This is a genomic window from Herbaspirillum lusitanum (genome assembly GCF_026127345.1).
Taxonomy (GTDB): Bacteria; Pseudomonadota; Gammaproteobacteria; order Burkholderiales; family Burkholderiaceae_D; genus Herbaspirillum; species Herbaspirillum lusitanum.
Genome location: NZ_QXFG01000005.1, coordinates 557,923 through 573,842 on the forward strand (window position 1 = coordinate 557,923; position 15,920 = coordinate 573,842).

The 15,920-nt window shown below is 60.4% G+C and carries 17 protein-coding genes; 5 read left to right on the forward strand and 12 right to left on the reverse strand.

Annotation, left to right across the window (positions count from 1 at the left end; genetic code table 11):
• Position 1: 1 nt before the first annotated feature.
• Entirely contained in the window at positions 2–1,738 is a 1,737-nt protein-coding gene (gene msbA / locus DXT88_RS06725; protein WP_265212102.1) for a lipid A export permease/ATP-binding protein MsbA, read from the reverse strand.
• A gap of 289 nt (positions 1,739–2,027) precedes the next feature.
• Complete coding sequence (locus tag DXT88_RS06730; protein ID WP_265212103.1) at positions 2,028–2,183, reverse strand: amidase; 156 nt, start codon at positions 2,181–2,183, stop codon at positions 2,028–2,030.
• Positions 2,184–2,312: 129 nt separating this feature from the next.
• Here DXT88_RS06730 and DXT88_RS06735 point away from each other — a divergent pair, with 129 nt between their 5' ends.
• The 3 genes from DXT88_RS06735 (at position 2,313) to DXT88_RS06745 (ending at position 4,774) form a co-directional block, all read left to right on the forward strand.
• Positions 2,313–3,557, forward strand: coding sequence for an ABC transporter substrate-binding protein (locus DXT88_RS06735; RefSeq protein WP_265212193.1), 1,245 nt, complete (start codon positions 2,313–2,315; stop codon positions 3,555–3,557).
• Positions 3,558–3,581: 24 nt separating this feature from the next.
• Positions 3,582–4,025, forward strand: a complete 444-nt coding sequence (locus tag DXT88_RS06740; RefSeq protein ID WP_016836699.1) for a cupin domain-containing protein — start codon at positions 3,582–3,584, stop codon at positions 4,023–4,025.
• Positions 4,026–4,162: 137 nt separating this feature from the next.
• Positions 4,163–4,774, forward strand: a complete 612-nt coding sequence (locus tag DXT88_RS06745; protein WP_083831055.1) for a helix-turn-helix domain-containing protein — start codon at positions 4,163–4,165, stop codon at positions 4,772–4,774.
• Here the strand turns inward: DXT88_RS06745 and mug are convergent.
• The 3 genes from mug to DXT88_RS06760 all read right to left on the reverse strand — a co-directional run bounded on the left by mug (position 4,771) and on the right by DXT88_RS06760 (position 7,504).
• Entirely contained in the window at positions 4,771–5,325 is a 555-nt protein-coding gene (mug, locus tag DXT88_RS06750) for a G/U mismatch-specific DNA glycosylase (RefSeq protein ID WP_265212104.1), read from the reverse strand. The genes DXT88_RS06745 and mug overlap by 4 nt on opposite strands.
• 177 nt (positions 5,326–5,502) lie before the next feature.
• Positions 5,503–6,141: a response regulator transcription factor gene (locus DXT88_RS06755; protein ID WP_016836696.1), complete on the reverse strand. Its 639-nt coding sequence runs from the start codon at positions 6,139–6,141 to the stop codon at positions 5,503–5,505.
• Positions 6,134–7,504: a cache domain-containing protein gene (locus DXT88_RS06760; protein WP_265212106.1), complete on the reverse strand. Its 1,371-nt coding sequence runs from the start codon at positions 7,502–7,504 to the stop codon at positions 6,134–6,136. The genes DXT88_RS06755 and DXT88_RS06760 overlap by 8 nt, the downstream gene beginning before the upstream one ends.
• A gap of 364 nt (positions 7,505–7,868) precedes the next feature.
• On the opposite strand from DXT88_RS06760, the gene DXT88_RS06765 reads away from it, so the two are divergent.
• Both DXT88_RS06765 and mctP read left to right on the forward strand, forming a co-directional pair.
• Positions 7,869–8,048, forward strand: a complete 180-nt coding sequence (locus tag DXT88_RS06765) for a DUF3311 domain-containing protein (protein WP_029364043.1) — start codon at positions 7,869–7,871, stop codon at positions 8,046–8,048.
• The gene (mctP, locus tag DXT88_RS06770; RefSeq protein WP_265211728.1) at positions 8,048–9,550 is read left to right on the forward strand and encodes a monocarboxylate uptake permease MctP; all 1,503 of its coding nucleotides are present in this window, start codon (positions 8,048–8,050) and stop codon (positions 9,548–9,550) included. Before DXT88_RS06765 ends, mctP begins: the two co-directional genes overlap by 1 nt.
• A 128-nt stretch (positions 9,551–9,678) precedes the next feature.
• On the opposite strand, the gene rng is transcribed toward mctP, so the two are convergent.
• The 7 genes from rng to DXT88_RS06805 form a co-directional block, all read right to left on the reverse strand.
• Positions 9,679–11,160 (reverse strand): ribonuclease G, encoded by a 1,482-nt coding sequence (gene rng / locus DXT88_RS06775; RefSeq protein ID WP_016834525.1) that lies wholly within the window; start codon positions 11,158–11,160, stop codon positions 9,679–9,681.
• A gap of 74 nt (positions 11,161–11,234) precedes the next feature.
• Positions 11,235–11,852 (reverse strand): Maf family protein, encoded by a 618-nt coding sequence (locus DXT88_RS06780; protein WP_016834524.1) that lies wholly within the window; start codon positions 11,850–11,852, stop codon positions 11,235–11,237.
• A 99-nt stretch (positions 11,853–11,951) separates the two neighbouring features.
• Positions 11,952–12,422 carry a 23S rRNA (pseudouridine(1915)-N(3))-methyltransferase RlmH gene (rlmH, locus tag DXT88_RS06785; protein WP_016834523.1) on the reverse strand — a complete coding sequence of 157 codons (471 nt, stop codon included), beginning with the start codon at positions 12,420–12,422 and terminating at the stop codon, positions 11,952–11,954.
• 17 nt (positions 12,423–12,439) lie between these two features.
• Positions 12,440–13,183 carry a ribosome silencing factor gene (gene rsfS / locus DXT88_RS06790; RefSeq protein ID WP_265212111.1) on the reverse strand — a complete coding sequence of 248 codons (744 nt, stop codon included), beginning with the start codon at positions 13,181–13,183 and terminating at the stop codon, positions 12,440–12,442.
• The gene (locus DXT88_RS06795) at positions 13,183–13,878 is read right to left on the reverse strand and encodes a nicotinate-nucleotide adenylyltransferase (RefSeq protein ID WP_265212113.1); all 696 of its coding nucleotides are present in this window, start codon (positions 13,876–13,878) and stop codon (positions 13,183–13,185) included. The genes rsfS and DXT88_RS06795 overlap by 1 nt, the downstream gene beginning before the upstream one ends.
• On the reverse strand, positions 13,878–14,792 hold the full coding sequence (gene hemF, locus DXT88_RS06800; RefSeq protein ID WP_265212115.1) for an oxygen-dependent coproporphyrinogen oxidase: 915 nt from the start codon (positions 14,790–14,792) through the stop codon (positions 13,878–13,880). Before hemF ends, DXT88_RS06795 begins: the two co-directional genes overlap by 1 nt.
• Before the next feature lie 150 nt (positions 14,793–14,942).
• Positions 14,943–15,800: a mechanosensitive ion channel family protein gene (locus DXT88_RS06805; RefSeq protein WP_016834519.1), complete on the reverse strand. Its 858-nt coding sequence runs from the start codon at positions 15,798–15,800 to the stop codon at positions 14,943–14,945.
• Positions 15,801–15,920 lie beyond the last annotated feature (120 nt).

The window sequence follows — 15,920 nt, forward strand, 5'->3', positions numbered from 1 at the left end:
GTCAATCGGCTTGTTGAGAGAACTGCAGGCGGTAGAGATTGGCGTAGACGCTCTCGTTGGCCAGCAACTGCTGATGGTTGCCGACTTCGACGATCTGGCCGTGCGACAGCACCACGATGCGGTCGGCGCGTTCTATGGTCGACAGGCGGTGGGCGATGACGAAAGTGGTGCGGCCTTCCATCAGTTGATCCAGCGCGGCCTGGACGGCGCGTTCGGATTCGGTGTCGAGCGCCGAGGTGGCTTCGTCGAGGATCAGGATCGGTGCGTCCTTGTAGATCGCGCGCGCGATCGCCACGCGCTGGCGCTGGCCGCCCGACAGGCGCGAACCGTTGTCGCCGATGCGGGTTTCCAGTCCTTCCGGCATGCCTTCGACGACATCGGTCAGGTGCGCCGCCACCACCGCTGCGCGTACGCGTTGCGGATCGGGGTGGGCGTCGCCGTAGGCGATGTTGGCGGCCAAGGTGTCGTCGAACAGCACGGTGTTCTGGCTGACCATGGCGATCTGGCTGCGCAGGCTGGTCAGCGAAATCGATTCGATCGGTTTGCCGTCCAGCAGGATCTGACCGCCGGTGGCGGAATAGAAGCCGGGGATCAGGCTCACCAGCGTCGATTTGCCGCCGCCGGACATGCCGACGAAGGCGATGGTTTCGCCCGGTTGCACGTTCAGGTTGATCTTCTGCAGCGCCAATTGGGTATGACCGGGATAAGAGAACTCGACGTCGACGAGGTCGAGCTTGCCGGTGCTGCGCGCGCTCAGTGTTTCGCCGCCGGTGCGTTCGGTCGTCTTGTCGATCAGGTTGTAGACTTCTTCGGCCGCCGCCATGCCGCGTTGCAGGGGGCCGTTGATTTCCGCCAGTTGCTTGAGCGGCGCCAGCAGCATCAGCATCGCAGTGAGGAAGGAGACGAAGCCGCCGACAGTGATCTGGCCGTTGCCGGACTGGATCAGCGCCATCACGATCACGACTGCCACCGCGCAGGCGGTCATCAACTGCGTAATGGGGACCGTGGCCGAAAATGCCGTGGTCATGCGCATGGTGTAGCGGCGCAGGTTTTCGGCGCGATCGTGGAAGCGGCCTTTTTCGTATTCATGGCCGCCGAAGACCTTGATGACCTGCTGGGCGCGCGTGGTTTCTTCGATGACCTGGGTCAGTTCGGCGTTGACCGCGAGCGAATCGCGATTGAGCTTCTTGAGGCGCTTGCCGGTGGTGCGCACGACGATGCTCACCAGCGGCAGCAGCACCAGCGTGACGATGGTGAGCATCCAGTTGAGGTACAGCAGCCAGGCCAGCAGACCCAGCACGGTCAGCGCCGAACGCACGATGGAGGTGAATACCTTGGTCACCATGTCGATGATCTGCTGCACTTCGAACATCATCGAATTGATCACTTTGCCGACCGTATTGGTGGCGTAAAAATTGATCGGCAGGTCGAGCATGCGCGCAAACATCTGGCGCCGCAATTCATTGAGGATGCGTGTCGACACCCAGGTCATCATGTAGGAGCTGGTGAACGTCGCGATGCCGCGGATGAAGAAGATGCCAATCACCGCCACCGGCACCAGCCACAGCGAGAAAGCCGGTTTGCCGACGAAGCCCTTGTCCAGCAGCACCTGGAAGATGTAAGGCACCACCGGTTCGGTGGCCGCCGTGACGATCATGGCCAGGAACGCGATGGCAAGGCGTTTCTTGTGGGGCCAGTGCAAGGCGGCGAGCCTCTTCATGTTATGCGACAAAAGCATGTTGTTCCTTACTGATTGCTGCTGATGAAAATACGATGGCGATCACGCCACAGCCAGCCGTTTGCAGGACTCACAGGATGACCGTCAAGAGGGGAGAAGTCATGCGCTCGTGGCTTGGTCGGCTGTTGTCTGGCTGGCCTGATTTCCTCCGCATGGGCCCGTTCAGACCGTAAATCGGGGAAACCGCACATTGTAATGCAACGGCAGGCCGAATTGACCGGCGCGGGCATGTAAAACGGGGGAAGGGAAGCGTTGCTTCCAAGGCAAGTATTTGCCTCTGGATGACGTTTCAGACGGGGATGTGCCGATCTTGCTGCAGCAGGCGTTCGGCTTCGCCGCCCCGTTCCAGTAGCGCCAGGTCGGCGCCGCGGCGCGCCACCAGTTGCACGCCCAGCGGCAAACCGGCGGAAACGCTGCAAGGAAGGTTCAGGCAAGGTGCGCCCAAGACGTTCCAGGGATGGTTGAACGCAAAAGAAAAATCAAATTGTGCATTGTATGAATAAAATATTTGCACTATAGTAAACACGAAACAACCCGGGCAAGACAAATAAAACAGGAGACGAGAGACATGGAGATGCAGATGCAAACGGCGGCCAGCCCAGGCTGGACGGCAGGATTGAAGCGTACCGGACTGGCAGCGCTGCTGGCGTGCGCCTTCGCCGGCGCACAGGCGGCGCCCGGTGTTTTTTCCGGCGATGTGGTGAAGATCGGCATTCTCAACGACCAGTCGGGTTTGTACGCCGACCTGGCCGGACTGGGTTCGGTCGAGGCCGCCAAGATGGCCATCGAGGAGATGGGCGGCACGGTCGCCGGCAAGAAGATCGAGCTGGTGTCGGGCAACCACCAGAACAAGGCCGACGTCGGCGCGGTGATCGCGCGCGGCTGGTTCGACAAGGATGGCGTCGACATGATTGCCGATTTCTCGAATTCGTCGGTGGCGTTCGCGGTCCAGGGGCTGGCCGCCGAGCGCGGCAAGATCGCCATGATCGCGGCGGCGTCGTCGGACTTCACCGGCAAGTCGTGCACCGCGACCTCGGCGCAATGGGTCTACAACAGTTACACCAACGGCTACGGCCTGGCCAAGGTGCTGACCGAGCAAGGCTATAACAGCTGGTTCCTGCTGACGGTCGACTACGCGTTCGGCCACGCCTTCGCGAGCGACATGAAGGCGGCGATCAAGGCCGCCGGCGGCACCGTGGTCGGCGAGGCGCGCCACCCGCTCAATGCCTCAGACATGAGTTCCTTCCTGCTGCAGGCGCAGGCCTCGAAGGCCAAGATCATCGGCCTGGCCAGCGCCGGCGCCGACATGACGACGGCAATCAAGCAGGCCGGCGAATTTGGCGTGACGGCCAACCAGGCGCTGGCGGCGCCGGCGGTGTTCCTGACCGATATCCACGGCATGGGACTCAAGGCGGCACAAGGTTTGCGTTTCATCACGGCGTTCTACTGGGATCGCAACGAGCGCACGCGCGAGTGGGCCAAGCGATTCCACCAGCGCCGCAAGGCCATGCCGACCATGACCCAGGCCGGCGTGTATTCCTCCGTGCTGCATTACCTCAAGGCGGTCAAGGCGGCCAACACCGACAACGCCGCCGAGGTCATGAAGAAGATGCGCGAGTTGCCGGTCGACGACATGTTCGCGCAGAACGGCCACTTGCGTGAAGACGGCCAGATGGTGCACGACATGTTCCTGGTCGAGGTCAAGAAACCGTCGGAGTCGAAGGCGCCGTGGGATTACTACAAGGTGCTTTCCACCATCCCGGGCGACAAGATCTTCAAGCCGCTGGCACAGAGCGATTGCCCGCTGGTCAAGAAATAATCAACGTTCACAAAGGAGATGACGATGTCTGAAGCTGCAAGGAAATCCGATCGGAAAGACCCGCCGCCGCAGGTGCGGCACGTCGACGAGATGGAATGGGAAACTATCCGCTGGCCCGGCGAAACCGGCAAGATGCTGTTCCACCCGAGCGAAGAAAACCCGACCGCGCCGAACGCCGGCCTGCTGCGACTCGCGCCGGGTGCGCATCATCCGTGGCACCGCCATGATTTCGCCCAGGTCTGGTACATCCTCGAGGGCGAGTTCACCATCGGCGGCAGGGTGTGCACGCCCGGCACCATGCTGTGCCACGGCGACCCGCATTGCGAAGAAGAGCTGCATACGGAACACGGCGGCATGATCCTCATCGTGCAGTATCCGGGACCAACCACGGGCGGGCGGCCGATCTACGACAAGCGCTTCAACATGGACAAGCGCATTGAAATGGCCTTGGAGCGGACCGACGTCTAAGCGTCGAGAAGTTCACGCACTCACCCGCTGTACAAACGGTCGCATGGACGCATGCGGCCGTTTGTCTTTCCTGCGGCGGAGGACGGGTACAATGCCGGAAACAGGCGCAGGCCTTCGTCCCTCACCAAAAATAACGCATGGATAATCCAGAATTAGTGGCGATACAGATCGGCAGCCGCATCCGCGAATGCCGGCGCGCGAAGAACATCACCTTGCAAGTCCTGAGCGACGAGACCGCCTTGTCCACCGGCTTCCTGTCGAAGCTGGAGCGCGGTGAAGCCAGCGCCTCGATCGCCAATCTGATCTCGATATCGAAGTACCTCGGCTTGTCGCTGCAGGACCTGTTCCAGACGTCCACCGAAGCAGCGCCGCCACCGCCCGATTACGTCCTGTCCAAAGCCAAGGCGCGCAACGACGAAGCGCCGCTGTCGGCGGCCGGGTACACCTTCCATCGCTCCTGCGGCGATTTGCCTGGGCAGCAACTGGCGGCGTTCGAACTGGAGTTTCCCGCCAACCAGGAAAACCAGCCGGTGCTGGTGTCGCATGAAGGCGAAGAAGTGCTGTACATGCTCGACGGCAAGCTGGAATTCCATATCGGCGACGACGTGCTGATTCTCGAGCGCGGCGATTGCCTGCACTTCAATTGCGAAAAGCCGCACATGGGCCGCAACATCGGCGCCAAGACCGCGCGCCTGATGATGGTGGTGTCGAGCGCCTCGCCGATCAAGCGGCGCTTCGGCAAGGGCTAGGCAATCACGCAGGATACTTGCGGCCCGGTCTTCGCAAGTTCCTCGCGCAACTCCCGGTAAGCCTGCACCAGCATATCCTGGCTGAATCCACGATTCAGTCCGCTGGGGTTCGGCAGGAGCCATACCATCGCACCGCCGAACTTTTCCGGCTGCTTTCCCCAATCGACTTTGGGTTGTCCCGCGATGGCCTGATAGGCCGGCTTGCCCAGGAACGCCAGGCACTTTGGCTTGAGCTTCTCCATTTTCTTGCGCAGTGTTTCGGCGGAGCGAATGAACTCGTCCCGCAGCAATTCATCAGCGCGCGCCGTCGGCCGTTCGACCACGGTCGTCAGGCCGCAGCGATGGTCAAGAATGCGGCAGTCGTCGAGCGGATCGATGAGATCCGGCGTGAAGCCCGACAGATGCACGGTCTTCCAGAAACGATTGCTCCTGCCCATGAAATGGTGACCGCTCGCTGCCGCGCGCATGCCCGGATTGATGCCGCAGAAGACGACATCGAGTCCGGGAGCAAGTAGATCAGGAAGAGGGGATGTAACGGTAACGGATGGCATCATGTGCGGTGCTGTTCAGACATGGTCAGGGTGAGTGCGGGCAGATCGGCGATCTGCGCAGCGACGCTGATTATGGGCAAGGATATGGTCAGGGACAACCGCCGTCATGCGCGGTTATCGGCCATTCCACGCCTGATTCGGGCCACCCGCCGGGCGCATGCTTTTTCTATCCTCTTTCTATCCTCTTTCTGTCCTCAGATTTTCCAAGGCGAACTTGATCAGTTCGCTGCGTCCTTCGATGTCCAACTTGCGTTTGATATTCAGGCAATGAGTTTCAACAGTACGCACGCTCAGATCCAGCGTCTCCGCGATGCTTTTGTTTGACGCCCCCCTCGCTATCTGCTCAAGAACCTGGCGCTCGCGCACCGTCAGCGTTTCTTCTTTCAGGCGCGGCTGGGCGATGATGGGCATCAGCGCAGCGCTGTAATAAACGCCTCCGTTCAGAACCGCTCCGATGGCGCGCACGATGTCGCTTCCCGGTGCGTCTTTCAGCACATAGCCTCGCGCGCCTGCACGAATCGACTGCAAGACATACTCGGCTTTGTTGTGCATGCTGAGGATCAGTACAGCGATATCGGGGAAGTTCAGCTGAAATTTCGCCGTAAGCTCGATCCCGCTGCTGCCTTGAAGATTGATGTCCATCAACACCAGGTTGATCGACTGGTGCGCTGCATGTCTCAGGGCTTCGTCCGCAGTACCGGTTTCAGCAACCACCCGTACCCCGGGCATACTTTCCAGCCGGGCGCGCAGGCCATCCCTGATCATCGGATGATCGTCCACGATCATGACATTTGTTATTGGCGTTTCTTCAGGCATGAAATTCTTCCTTTGTCTGTAGAGGAACTTGCGCCGACACCACCGTTCCTTCAGAACTTGAGGATACGGAGAAGCTGCCGCCAACCGCTTGCAGGCGTTCGGCCATGTTCCGCAAGCCTATGCCGCGTTTGGGGTGCTTGGCGATCTGGCCTGTGTCGAAGCCGATGCCGTTGTCGCGAATGGTCAGGAGAAACAAGCCCGGGTCCTCGGTCAGTTCCAGCGAAACGGAGCTGGCCTTCGCATGGCGCCAAATATTGTTCAAGGCTTCCTGTGCAACCCTGAACATCACGGTATTGACGACATCCGGCGATACGTTGCTTGTCTCGCTGAAGGAGAAGTCGATTTGAAGTTCTCCATTCGCGTTCCATTCGTCGCACAAAAACTGCAGCGCACTGATCAAGCCCAGATCATCCAAGAGAGCAGGCCTCAGGCCGTGAGAAATATGCCTGATTTCGCCGAGCAGGCGATTCATTTGCTCCACGGTGTGTTCAAAGGCATCACAGGCCGGTGCGATTTCCCGGGTGGCCTCGAGCTTGATGATCGCAGCTTCAGTCTGCAGCTTGATGGAGACCAAATGTTGGCTAATCCCGTCGTGCAGATCGCGTGCGACACGCGCCCGTTCTTCCTCTTGCGACAAAACGACTCGCTGGGCCAGCTCCCGGAGTTTGGCGTCGGCAACACGCTGTTCACTGAGGTTGAACATCAGGCCGAAGCCGGCTACCGCCGCAACGCTGAGCAGGGCGATGATTGCGATCAGTCGCATGGTGTCGAGATTGTGTCCGGATATCTGTCGGTCGACGTTGGCAAGCGCCGCATCCACATCGTCGAGATACATTCCAGTGCCGATAATCCACCCCCACTTCGGCAGGGCAATCACATAGGCAAGTTTCGGCGCGACCGTACTGCTGGATGGCTTACGCCACAGATAGCGTTCATAGCCGCCGCCCTCTTGAGCGCGAACAATGAGGCGCTGGATGGTTTTGGTGCCATCCACGTTTTCCCAGTCCCACAAGTTTTTTCCAAGCAGCTCAGGCTGGCGTGGATGAACCAGCGTATTACCGGAAAAGTCATACGCAAAGAAATAGCCGTCATCGCCGTAGTCGAGCCTGGCCAGGATATCGAGTGCTTCCCGTTTGGCGTTTTCCACATCGCCACGTTCATAGAGATGCGCGATCGAATGCTCAGCGAGATCGACGTAATGGCGGAGCTCCGCATCTTTGCTGCTCCGATAGGCTTCCTGTATTGACTGGCGCTGCTGTTCGCCGAGCCTGATGGTCTGGTGCCAAACGACAACCGCAATGACCCCGAAAGAGATCAGTAATGGTGTGACGGCAAAGAAAATAATCTTGTGTCTTAGTTTCATTCTGGCAACGTCTCCTCGGGCTTGAAAAGCCTCGCGCACTCTTCTGCTATGAATTCTGCCGCAATTCTATGCCGGATCAGACGCCGCCATCTACGTGTTCCTACGTAGCTTTACTAAGTATTCTCCCGCTTGTTCCAAGCCGCGTATATGCGAATACTACGGCACATAAAAATAATAAAAATTGATATAAAAATTTCTTTTGTATCGGAGACATCCTCATCACGACAACTCCGGACGCCATGTGTATGCGCGCCGACAGTCGTCCTTCTTTTTTGCGGATGCATCCAAAGCGGCCATTTTTCATAACAACACAGGAGATCTGATGTCCACCGACACGTCCTCAAGAACAGTGGAGCGAGGCTATCTGCGCGCGTTGCTGTTACTGCCTTTCATTGCACTGCTGTGGGTTCCGTTTTACAACGACGAATTGCCCATGCTGCTCGGCTTCCCGTTTTTCTACTGGTATCAGTTTGCGTGGGTTCCGCTCACTGCGCTGATCATCTGGATCGTCTACAAAGACGGCCTTAAAAAGGGAGTCGAATGATGAATTCCTCTTCCATCAACTGGACGGCACTCGGCGTCTTCATCTTCTTCTTCGCACTGGTCACCGTGATGGGCTTCTGGGCCTCGCGCTGGCAAAGCGGCGGCAAGGCCAACAAGGGCGCCCACCTCGATGAATGGGGCCTGGGCGGCCGCAACTTCGGCACCTGGATCACCTGGTTCCTGGTCGGCGGCGACTTCTACACCGCCTATACCGTGATCGCGGTGCCGGCGCTGGTGTATGCGGTCGGCGCCTACGGCTTCTTCGCGCTGCCGTACACCATCCTGGTCTACCCTATCGTGTTCCTGATCATGCCCAAGCTGTGGCACGCCGCGCACAAGGCCGGTCACGTCACCGCTGCCGATGTCGTCTTCGGCCGCTACAAGTCGCGCAAGCTGGAGCTCGCCATCGCCCTGACCGGCGTCGTCGCGACCATGCCCTACATCGCGCTGCAACTGATCGGCATGGAAGTCGTCATCAAGGCGCTCGGCGTCACCGGTGAACTTCCCCTGCTGGCGGCCTTCGTGATCCTGGCGCTGTACACCTATTCGGCCGGCCTGCGCGCACCGGCGCTGATCGCCTTCGTCAAGGACCTGATGATCTACATCGTGGTGCTGGTGGCGGTAGTGCTGGTGCCGATGAAACTGGGCGGCTACGGCGTGGTGTTCGCTTCGGCGCGCGATGCGTTTGCAGCCAAGGGCGGCGCGACCGGCCTGACGTTGAAGCCGGCGCAATTCCTGCCGTTTGCTTCGCTGGCGCTGGGTTCGGCGATGGCGGCCTTCATGTATCCGCATACCCTGACCGGCATTTTCGCAGCCAAGAGCGCCGACACGATCCGCAAGAATGCCGTGTTTCTGCCTGCGTACACCGTGCTGCTGGGCCTGATTGCGCTGCTGGGCTACATGGCCTACGCTGCGGGCGTCAAGGTCGAAGCCAACAACGACGTCGTGCCTGCGCTGTTCAATGCCATGTTCCCGAGCTGGTTCAGCGGCTTCGCGTTTGCGGCGATCGCCATCGGTGCGCTGGTGCCGGCGGCGGTGATGTCGATCGGCGCCGCCAACCTGTTCACGCGCAACTTCTGGAAGCCGTACGTGAACCCGAACGTGTCGCCGCAAGGCGAAGCCAAGGTCGCCAAGATCGTCTCGCTGGTGGTCAAGTTCGGCGCGCTGGTGTTCATCCTGTTCCTGCCGACCAAGTTCGCGCTTGATCTGCAGTTGCTGGGCGGCGTGTGGATTCTGCAGACCTTCCCGGCGCTGGTGTTCGGCCTGTTCATCGGCTGGTTCGGCGCCAACGCGCTGCTGACCGGCTGGGCCGTCGGCATCGTCGGCGGCAGCTGGCTGGCGTATGCGGACGGCATCAAGCCGGTGCATACCTTCCACATCGGTGCCGACTCCTACACGCTCTACACCGGTCTGATCGCGCTCGCGCTCAACATCGTGGTGGCAGTCGTGGTGCAACTGGTGTTCGGCAAGGGCGGCGCCAAAGCGCCGGCTTTGAAACGTTGATACAGTAGCCTTATCCGCAACAAAAAAAGCCACGTTCGCAAGAACGTGGCTTTTTCATTGTCTTTATGTCTGCAAACGGCAAGAAGCAGGCTTCGACTACCGGTATTTTGATCTAAACAAATTTATTGTCACATCAAAATAATGTCGTACTGCTCCTGCTGGTAATCGGTTTGCACCTGCAATGAAATCGGCTTCTTGATGAAGTCGCCGAGCATGGCCAGGTGTTGCGATTCCTCTTCGAGGAACATGTCGACCACCACCTGCGCCGCCAGGATGCGGAATTCGCGCGGGTTGAATTGCTTGGCTTCGCGCAGCACCTCGCGCAGGATTTCGTAGCAGACCGTACGCGAGGTCTTGACCTGGCCCTTGCCCTTGCAGGCCGGGCAGGTCTCGCACAGGATGTGTGCAAGTGATTCGCGGGTGCGCTTGCGCGTCATTTCCACCAGGCCCAGCGCCGAGAAACCGGACACCGAAATCTTGGTGCGGTCGCGGTGCAAGGCCTTGTTCAGCTCCGAGAGCACGGCGGTGCGGTGCTCGAGGTTTTCCATGTCGATGAAGTCGAGGATGATGATGCCGCCCAGATTGCGCAGCCGCAGCTGGCGCGCGATGGCGTGCGCAGCCTCGAGATTCGTCTTGAAGATGGTGTCGTCGAAATTGCGGCCGTTGACGAAGCTGCCGGTATTGACGTCGATGGTGGTCATCGCTTCCGTCTGGTCGACGATCAGGTAGCCGCCCGACTTGAGGTCGACGCGGCGTCCCAGCGCCCGTTCGATTTCTTCTTCCACGCCGTACAGGTCGAACAGCGGACGCTCGCCGCGGTAGTGCATCAGCTTGGGCAGCACCGACGGCGTATAGAGCGTGCCGAACTCCTGCAGCATCTGGAAGTTCTCGCGCGAGTCGACCTGGATGTTCGAGGTGTCGTCGCTGACGAAGTCGCGCAGCACGCGCTGGGCCAGGCTCAGGTCCTGGTACATCAGCGTCGGCGCAGGTTTGGTCTTGGTCTGGGCGATGATGCTGGCCCAGGTCTTGCGGAGGTATTCGACGTCCATCTGCAGGTCGGCGTCGGAGGCGTCTTCGGCCATGGTGCGGATGATGAAGCCGCCTTTTTCTTCCGGCGGCAGCAGGCCCTGGACCTTGCTGCGCAGCTGTTCGCGTTCGGCCTCGTTCTCGATGCGCTGCGAAATGCCGATGTGCTTGTCCTGCGGCAGATACACCAGCATGCGGCCGGCGATCGAAATCTGCGTCGACAGGCGCGCGCCCTTGGTGCCGATCGGATCCTTGATCACTTGCACGGTGATGGTCTGGCCGTCGAACAGCAGTTTTTCGATCGGGATTTGCGGCACATTCTGACCGTGCTGGCCGTGTTGCCCATCATGCGGCTTGGCTTCCCAGATGTCCGCGACATGCAGGAAGGCGGCGCGTTCAAGGCCGATGTCGATGAAGGCCGACTGCATGCCGGGCAGCACGCGCACGACTTTGCCGAGATAGACGTTGCCGGCCAGGCCGCGCGACAGCGTGCGCTCGATGTGCAGCTCTTGCACCGCGCCCTGCAGGATGAGCGCCACGCGCGTCTCCTGCGGCGTGATGTTGATCAGGATGTCTTCGTTCATGGTCTGGAGACCCTAAAATGATGAATGCTGGAAAGGGGCTGGAACGGACCGGCATGGAAGCCATCCGGTGCAGCTCACAATGTGGCTTGCGGCAAGATGCGCATGCCGGTCTTCTGCAGCAGTTGCGCCGTCTCGAACAGCGGCAGGCCCATGATGCCGGAATGGCTGCCGGCGATGTCCTTGATGAAAATCGATGCCAGGCCCTGGATGCCGTAACCGCCGGCCTTGTCGAACGGCTCCTGGGTCGAGCAGTAGGCGCGGATCATGTCGTCGCTCAGGGCCTCGAAGGCGACGTCCGAATATTGCGTGATCTGCCACATCTGTTCCTGGAAGGCCACTGCGACGCTGGTCAGCACCTGATGCGTGCGGCCGGACAGGCGCGTGATCATCTCGACGGCTTCCCTGACGTCGGCGGGTTTGCCGAGGATCAGGTCGTCCACCACCACGGTGGTGTCGGCCGAGAGGATGGGACGCATCGGCAATTGCCGGTACAGCATGGTCTGGCGTGCGCTGAGCAATTTGTCGCGGGTGACGCGGGCGACGTAGTCGGCCGGCTTCTCGTTCGGCAGGACTTGCTCATCGACTTCCTTGTCGTTGAGCAGCAATTCGAAGTCGATGCCGATCTGGCGCAGCAGTTCGCGCCGGCGGGGACTCTTGGAGGCGAGGTAGATTTTTTTGTCAGCAAGTTTCATGAAGCAACACTTCTCAGTATTTATCCGTACAACGTCTTCGATGGTCGAAGGTGTTGTGCTTGCTTGTCTTTCGTTTTCACTCGGTACCTGATCGGTTTCCTATACGCGGTGATACGGATGATTCTGCGTAATCGACCAGGCGCGGTACAGCTGTTCCGCCAGCAGCACGCGCACCATGCCGTGCGGCAGCGTCAGGCTGGAGATGCGCACCAGCATGTCGGCATTGGCCTTGAGGCCGGGATCAAGTCCATCGGCGCCGCCGATCACGAAGGCGACGTCGCGGCCGTCCTGCTGCCACTGCGTCAGCAACTGCGACAACTGCATCGAAGTAATGTCTTTGCCGTGCTCGTCCAGCGCCACGATGCGCGCGCCTTTCGGCAGCGCCGCTTCGATCTTGCTGCGTTCCTGCGACATGACGGTTTCTGCGGTCCTGCTGCCGGAGCGTTCGATCGGTTTGATTTCTTTCAACAGGACGCGGCACTCGGCCGGCATCCTCTTGGCGTATTCGTTAAATCCCGATTCGATCCAGCCCGGCATTTTGTGGCCGACGGCGGTAATGATGAGCTGCATGGCTCACACTACCGGGGTCAGGCCTTGGCTTTTGGACGTGCCGGACGCTTGGCTGCGGCCGCTTTCTTCGACGCCACGGCACTTTTCGGCATGGCGACCTTGACGGTGGTGCCGACTGCTTTTTTGGCCGGCGCCTTGCGCTTGACGGCTGTACCAGTCCCAGCAGCAGCCTTGTTCTTGGCGGCGCTGAGCGTGGTCGATGCGCGTGGTGCACGAGTGGGCGCGGTCTTCGGCGCCGGCTTGGCGTCGGAGGAGACCGAAGTGGTGCGCGGCTTGCGTGCCGGCTTCTTCGGTGCTTCGTCGTCGTCGATCGCCTGGCTGGCTTCAACCGCTTCGGCTTGCTCGCGGGTGCGGCGGATCTTGGCCGGCTTCTCGTCTTCGGACGCTTTCTTGGCGGCGGCGCTGGAGGCGACACGCTTGGCCGCGCCCATCTTCACTTCCTTGTCGCCCCAGATTTCTTCCAGGCGGTAGTAGGCGCGGATGGCCGGTTGCATGATGTGGACGATCATGTCGCCCAGATCGACCAGCACCCATTCGCCGGTGTCTTCGCCTTCGACGCTGACGACATGGCCGCCCTTGGCCTTGACCTTGTCGCGCACCGAAGCGGCCAGCGCCTTGGTCTGGCGGTTCGAGGTGCCGGAGGCGATCGCCACGCGGTCGAACAGGCTGGTCAGGTGAGTGGTGTCATAGATCTTGATGTCCTGAGCTTTGACGTCTTCCAGCGCGTCGACGACGGCGGTTTGCAGTTTTTTGATATCCATTAGTTTTGATAGAGATGATGTTGTTCGATATAGTCTAGCACCCTCGCCGGGATCAGCGACTCCGGTCTTTCGCCGCGTTGCAGCAAGGAACGGATCTCGGTCGATGAAATGTCGACGTCGAGACTGGATGCCAGATAGGCTTTGCCGTGCGAGGTGGTGCGTATTTCCTTTTCAGTGCCGGCACGGCGTGTGAATTCCTGCATGACAACATCGGGCACCTGCGCCGCGTCGATGCCGAAGCCCGGGCGCGCAGCGGCGCACAGGTGGGCATGGTCGAACAGCTGTTGCCAGCCTTGCCAGGTATCCAGATGCTGCAATTGGTCTGCGCCCATCAGGAAAACGATGGAGACCTCGGGACCGAGCTCGGCCCGCAAGGCCTGCAAGGTATCGATGGTGTAAGTTGCCGTCGTGCGGCGAATTTCCTGTTGGTCAATCACCACAGGCACGTGTTCGTGGCTGAATGCCAGTTCGACCATTTCCACGCGTTGCGCCGCCGTGGCTTGCAAGCCGTGCTTTTGCCACGGGTTGCCGGCCGGGATCACGCGCAACTCATCCGGTTGCAGCAACTCGACGAAATGATCGCCCAGCGCGACGTGGCCGTTATGCACGGGATCGAAGCTGCCGCCCAGGATCGCGATGCAGCGCGTGGCGTGCACGGGCAAAGGGGGCAAGGAGGACAAAACCGCGGCCGCCATCAAATCCATTCCTTGTGCGGCAGGAAGTCGCTGTACAGGCGCGCTTCCGGGCTGCCGTCTTGCGGCTGCCAGTCATAGCGCCACTTCACCACCGGCGGCATCGACATCAGGATCGATTCGGTGCGTCCGCCCGATTGCAGGCCGAACAGCGTGCCGCGATCGAACACCAGGTTGAACTCGACATAACGTCCGCGCCGATACGCCTGGAAATCGCGTTCACGTTCGCCGTAAGGCGTGTCCTTGCGCAGCTCCAGGATCGGCAGGTAAGCGCCGATAAAGCCGTCGCCGACGCTGCGCATCAGCGCGAAGCTCTCGTCCAGCGGCAGCGCGTTGAAATCGTCGAAGAAAATCCCGCCCACGCCGCGCGCTTCCTTGCGATGCTTCAGGTAGAAATACTCGTCGCACCACTTCTTGAAGCGCGGATGCAGCTCGTCGCCGAACGGCACCAGCGCGTCGCGGCAGCTGCGGTGGAAATGCGTCGCGTCTTCCGCGAAGCCGTAATACGGCGTCAGGTCCATGCCGCCGCCGAACCACCAGACCGGTTCCTGGTTCTGGCCGTCCGCCTTGGCGACGAAGAAGCGCACATTCATGTGCACCGTCGGCGCGTAAGGATTGCGCGGATGCAACACCAGCGACACGCCCATGGCTTCCCATTCGCGGCCGGCGATTTCCGGACGGTTGGCGGCAGCCGAGGGCGGCAGGTTCTTGCCCATCACGTGCGAGAAACCGACGCCGCCGCGTTCGAATACATTGCCTTCCTCGATGATGCGCGAAGTCCCGCCGCCGCCTTCAGGGCGTTCCCAGGAATCGGTCAGGAAGGATTTGCCGTCAACTCCTTCCAGCGCCGCGACGATGCGATGCTGGAGGTCTTGCAGATAGGCTTTAATGGTTGATGCGGTGGCGGTTGCTGTCACGGAGTGTCGTCGCTAGGGAGGCGTGGTGGCAGCCGCAAAGGCGCTCTTGGTGCACGCAAGAAAAATTACCCCCGCGATTGTACCCTGACGGAGCCGCCAGCGGGTAGCCCGAAGCCGTTTTGAGCGGCTTCGGAGCAGGCTTGGGGTGGTTTATGCAGCGCTTGGCGGGACTGACGCAGCTGGTGCAGGCTGATTCGGATTGGCGACACTGACCTGATACGTGGCGGGCGCAGGCCAGCCCGCTTCGGCGCAGGTTTGTGCGATGGCGCGGTTGGTGTCGTTGTAGACCTGGCCGAAGTTCGGCGTCGGCGCGAACAGGCGCACCGCCAGCAGCGTGCCGGTGGCGTTGAACTCCTGAATCACCACGGCCGGAGCCGGATCGACCAGCACATTGGGAATCTGCGCCACTGTTGCACTGAGCCGCGCAATGGCGTCGGCCGGATCGACGCCGTAGGCGATCTGGCAGCGCAGGTCGACACGGCGGGTCGGCTGGACGTTGTAATTGGTGATGATGTCGGAAAACAATTTGTTGTTGCCGATGATCACGCGCAGATTGTTGTCGGTGAGCATGGTCGTGGTGACCAGGCCGATGTCGGTGACGGTGCCGGTCTGGCCTGCGGCCGTGATGTAGTCGCCGACCTTGAACGGACGCAGCACCACCAGGAAGATGCCGGCCGCGAAATTCGACAGCAGGCCTGACCAGGCCACGCCCAGCGCCACGCCGACCGCGCCGATCATGGCCGCGAACGAGGTGGTCGGCACGCCGCAGACTTCCAGGATGCCCATCACCAGCAACACGCGCAAGACCACGTGGATCGCCGAAATGGCGTAATTCACCAGCGTCGGTTCGAGCTGGCGCGCGGCCAGCACGCGCCGCACCACTTTTGCGAAGGTACCGATCAGCATGCCGCCGACGAACCAGATGACCAGCGCCGCCAGGACCTTGAGGCCGAACGGCACCAGGTAGAGATTGATCAGCGTATCGAGGTTGAGCAGGTGTTGTTGCATGCGGTTTTCCTATATTGAATGCGTTGTTGACCGGTATTAGGCGGTTACAGGCTATTTTTGTTGCAGGTTTTCAGTCATTTTATGAAAAACCAGCAGTTTTAAAGAAAAAACCTCGCAAAA

What these genes read in the sequence shown, in the direction of transcription:
- msbA (WP_265212102.1), bottom strand. Translation starts at nt 1,738, where the DNA reads ATGCTTTTGTCGCATAACATGAAGAGGCTCGCCGCCTTGCACTGGCCC.
- DXT88_RS06735 (WP_265212193.1), top strand. Translation starts at nt 2,313, where the DNA reads ATGCAGATGCAAACGGCGGCCAGCCCAGGCTGGACGGCAGGATTGAAG.
- DXT88_RS06740 (WP_016836699.1), top strand. Translation starts at nt 3,582, where the DNA reads ATGTCTGAAGCTGCAAGGAAATCCGATCGGAAAGACCCGCCGCCGCAG.
- DXT88_RS06745 (WP_083831055.1), top strand. Translation starts at nt 4,163, where the DNA reads ATGGATAATCCAGAATTAGTGGCGATACAGATCGGCAGCCGCATCCGC.
- mug (WP_265212104.1), bottom strand. Translation starts at nt 5,325, where the DNA reads ATGCCATCCGTTACCGTTACATCCCCTCTTCCTGATCTACTTGCTCCC.
- DXT88_RS06755 (WP_016836696.1), bottom strand. Translation starts at nt 6,141, where the DNA reads ATGCCTGAAGAAACGCCAATAACAAATGTCATGATCGTGGACGATCAT.
- DXT88_RS06760 (WP_265212106.1), bottom strand. Translation starts at nt 7,504, where the DNA reads ATGAAACTAAGACACAAGATTATTTTCTTTGCCGTCACACCATTACTG.
- mctP (WP_265211728.1), top strand. Translation starts at nt 8,048, where the DNA reads ATGAATTCCTCTTCCATCAACTGGACGGCACTCGGCGTCTTCATCTTC.
- rng (WP_016834525.1), bottom strand. Translation starts at nt 11,160, where the DNA reads ATGAACGAAGACATCCTGATCAACATCACGCCGCAGGAGACGCGCGTG.
- DXT88_RS06780 (WP_016834524.1), bottom strand. Translation starts at nt 11,852, where the DNA reads ATGAAACTTGCTGACAAAAAAATCTACCTCGCCTCCAAGAGTCCCCGC.
- rlmH (WP_016834523.1), bottom strand. Translation starts at nt 12,422, where the DNA reads ATGCAGCTCATCATTACCGCCGTCGGCCACAAAATGCCGGGCTGGATC.
- rsfS (WP_265212111.1), bottom strand. Translation starts at nt 13,183, where the DNA reads ATGGATATCAAAAAACTGCAAACCGCCGTCGTCGACGCGCTGGAAGAC.
- DXT88_RS06795 (WP_265212113.1), bottom strand. Translation starts at nt 13,878, where the DNA reads ATGGCGGCCGCGGTTTTGTCCTCCTTGCCCCCTTTGCCCGTGCACGCC.
- DXT88_RS06805 (WP_016834519.1), bottom strand. Translation starts at nt 15,800, where the DNA reads ATGCAACAACACCTGCTCAACCTCGATACGCTGATCAATCTCTACCTG.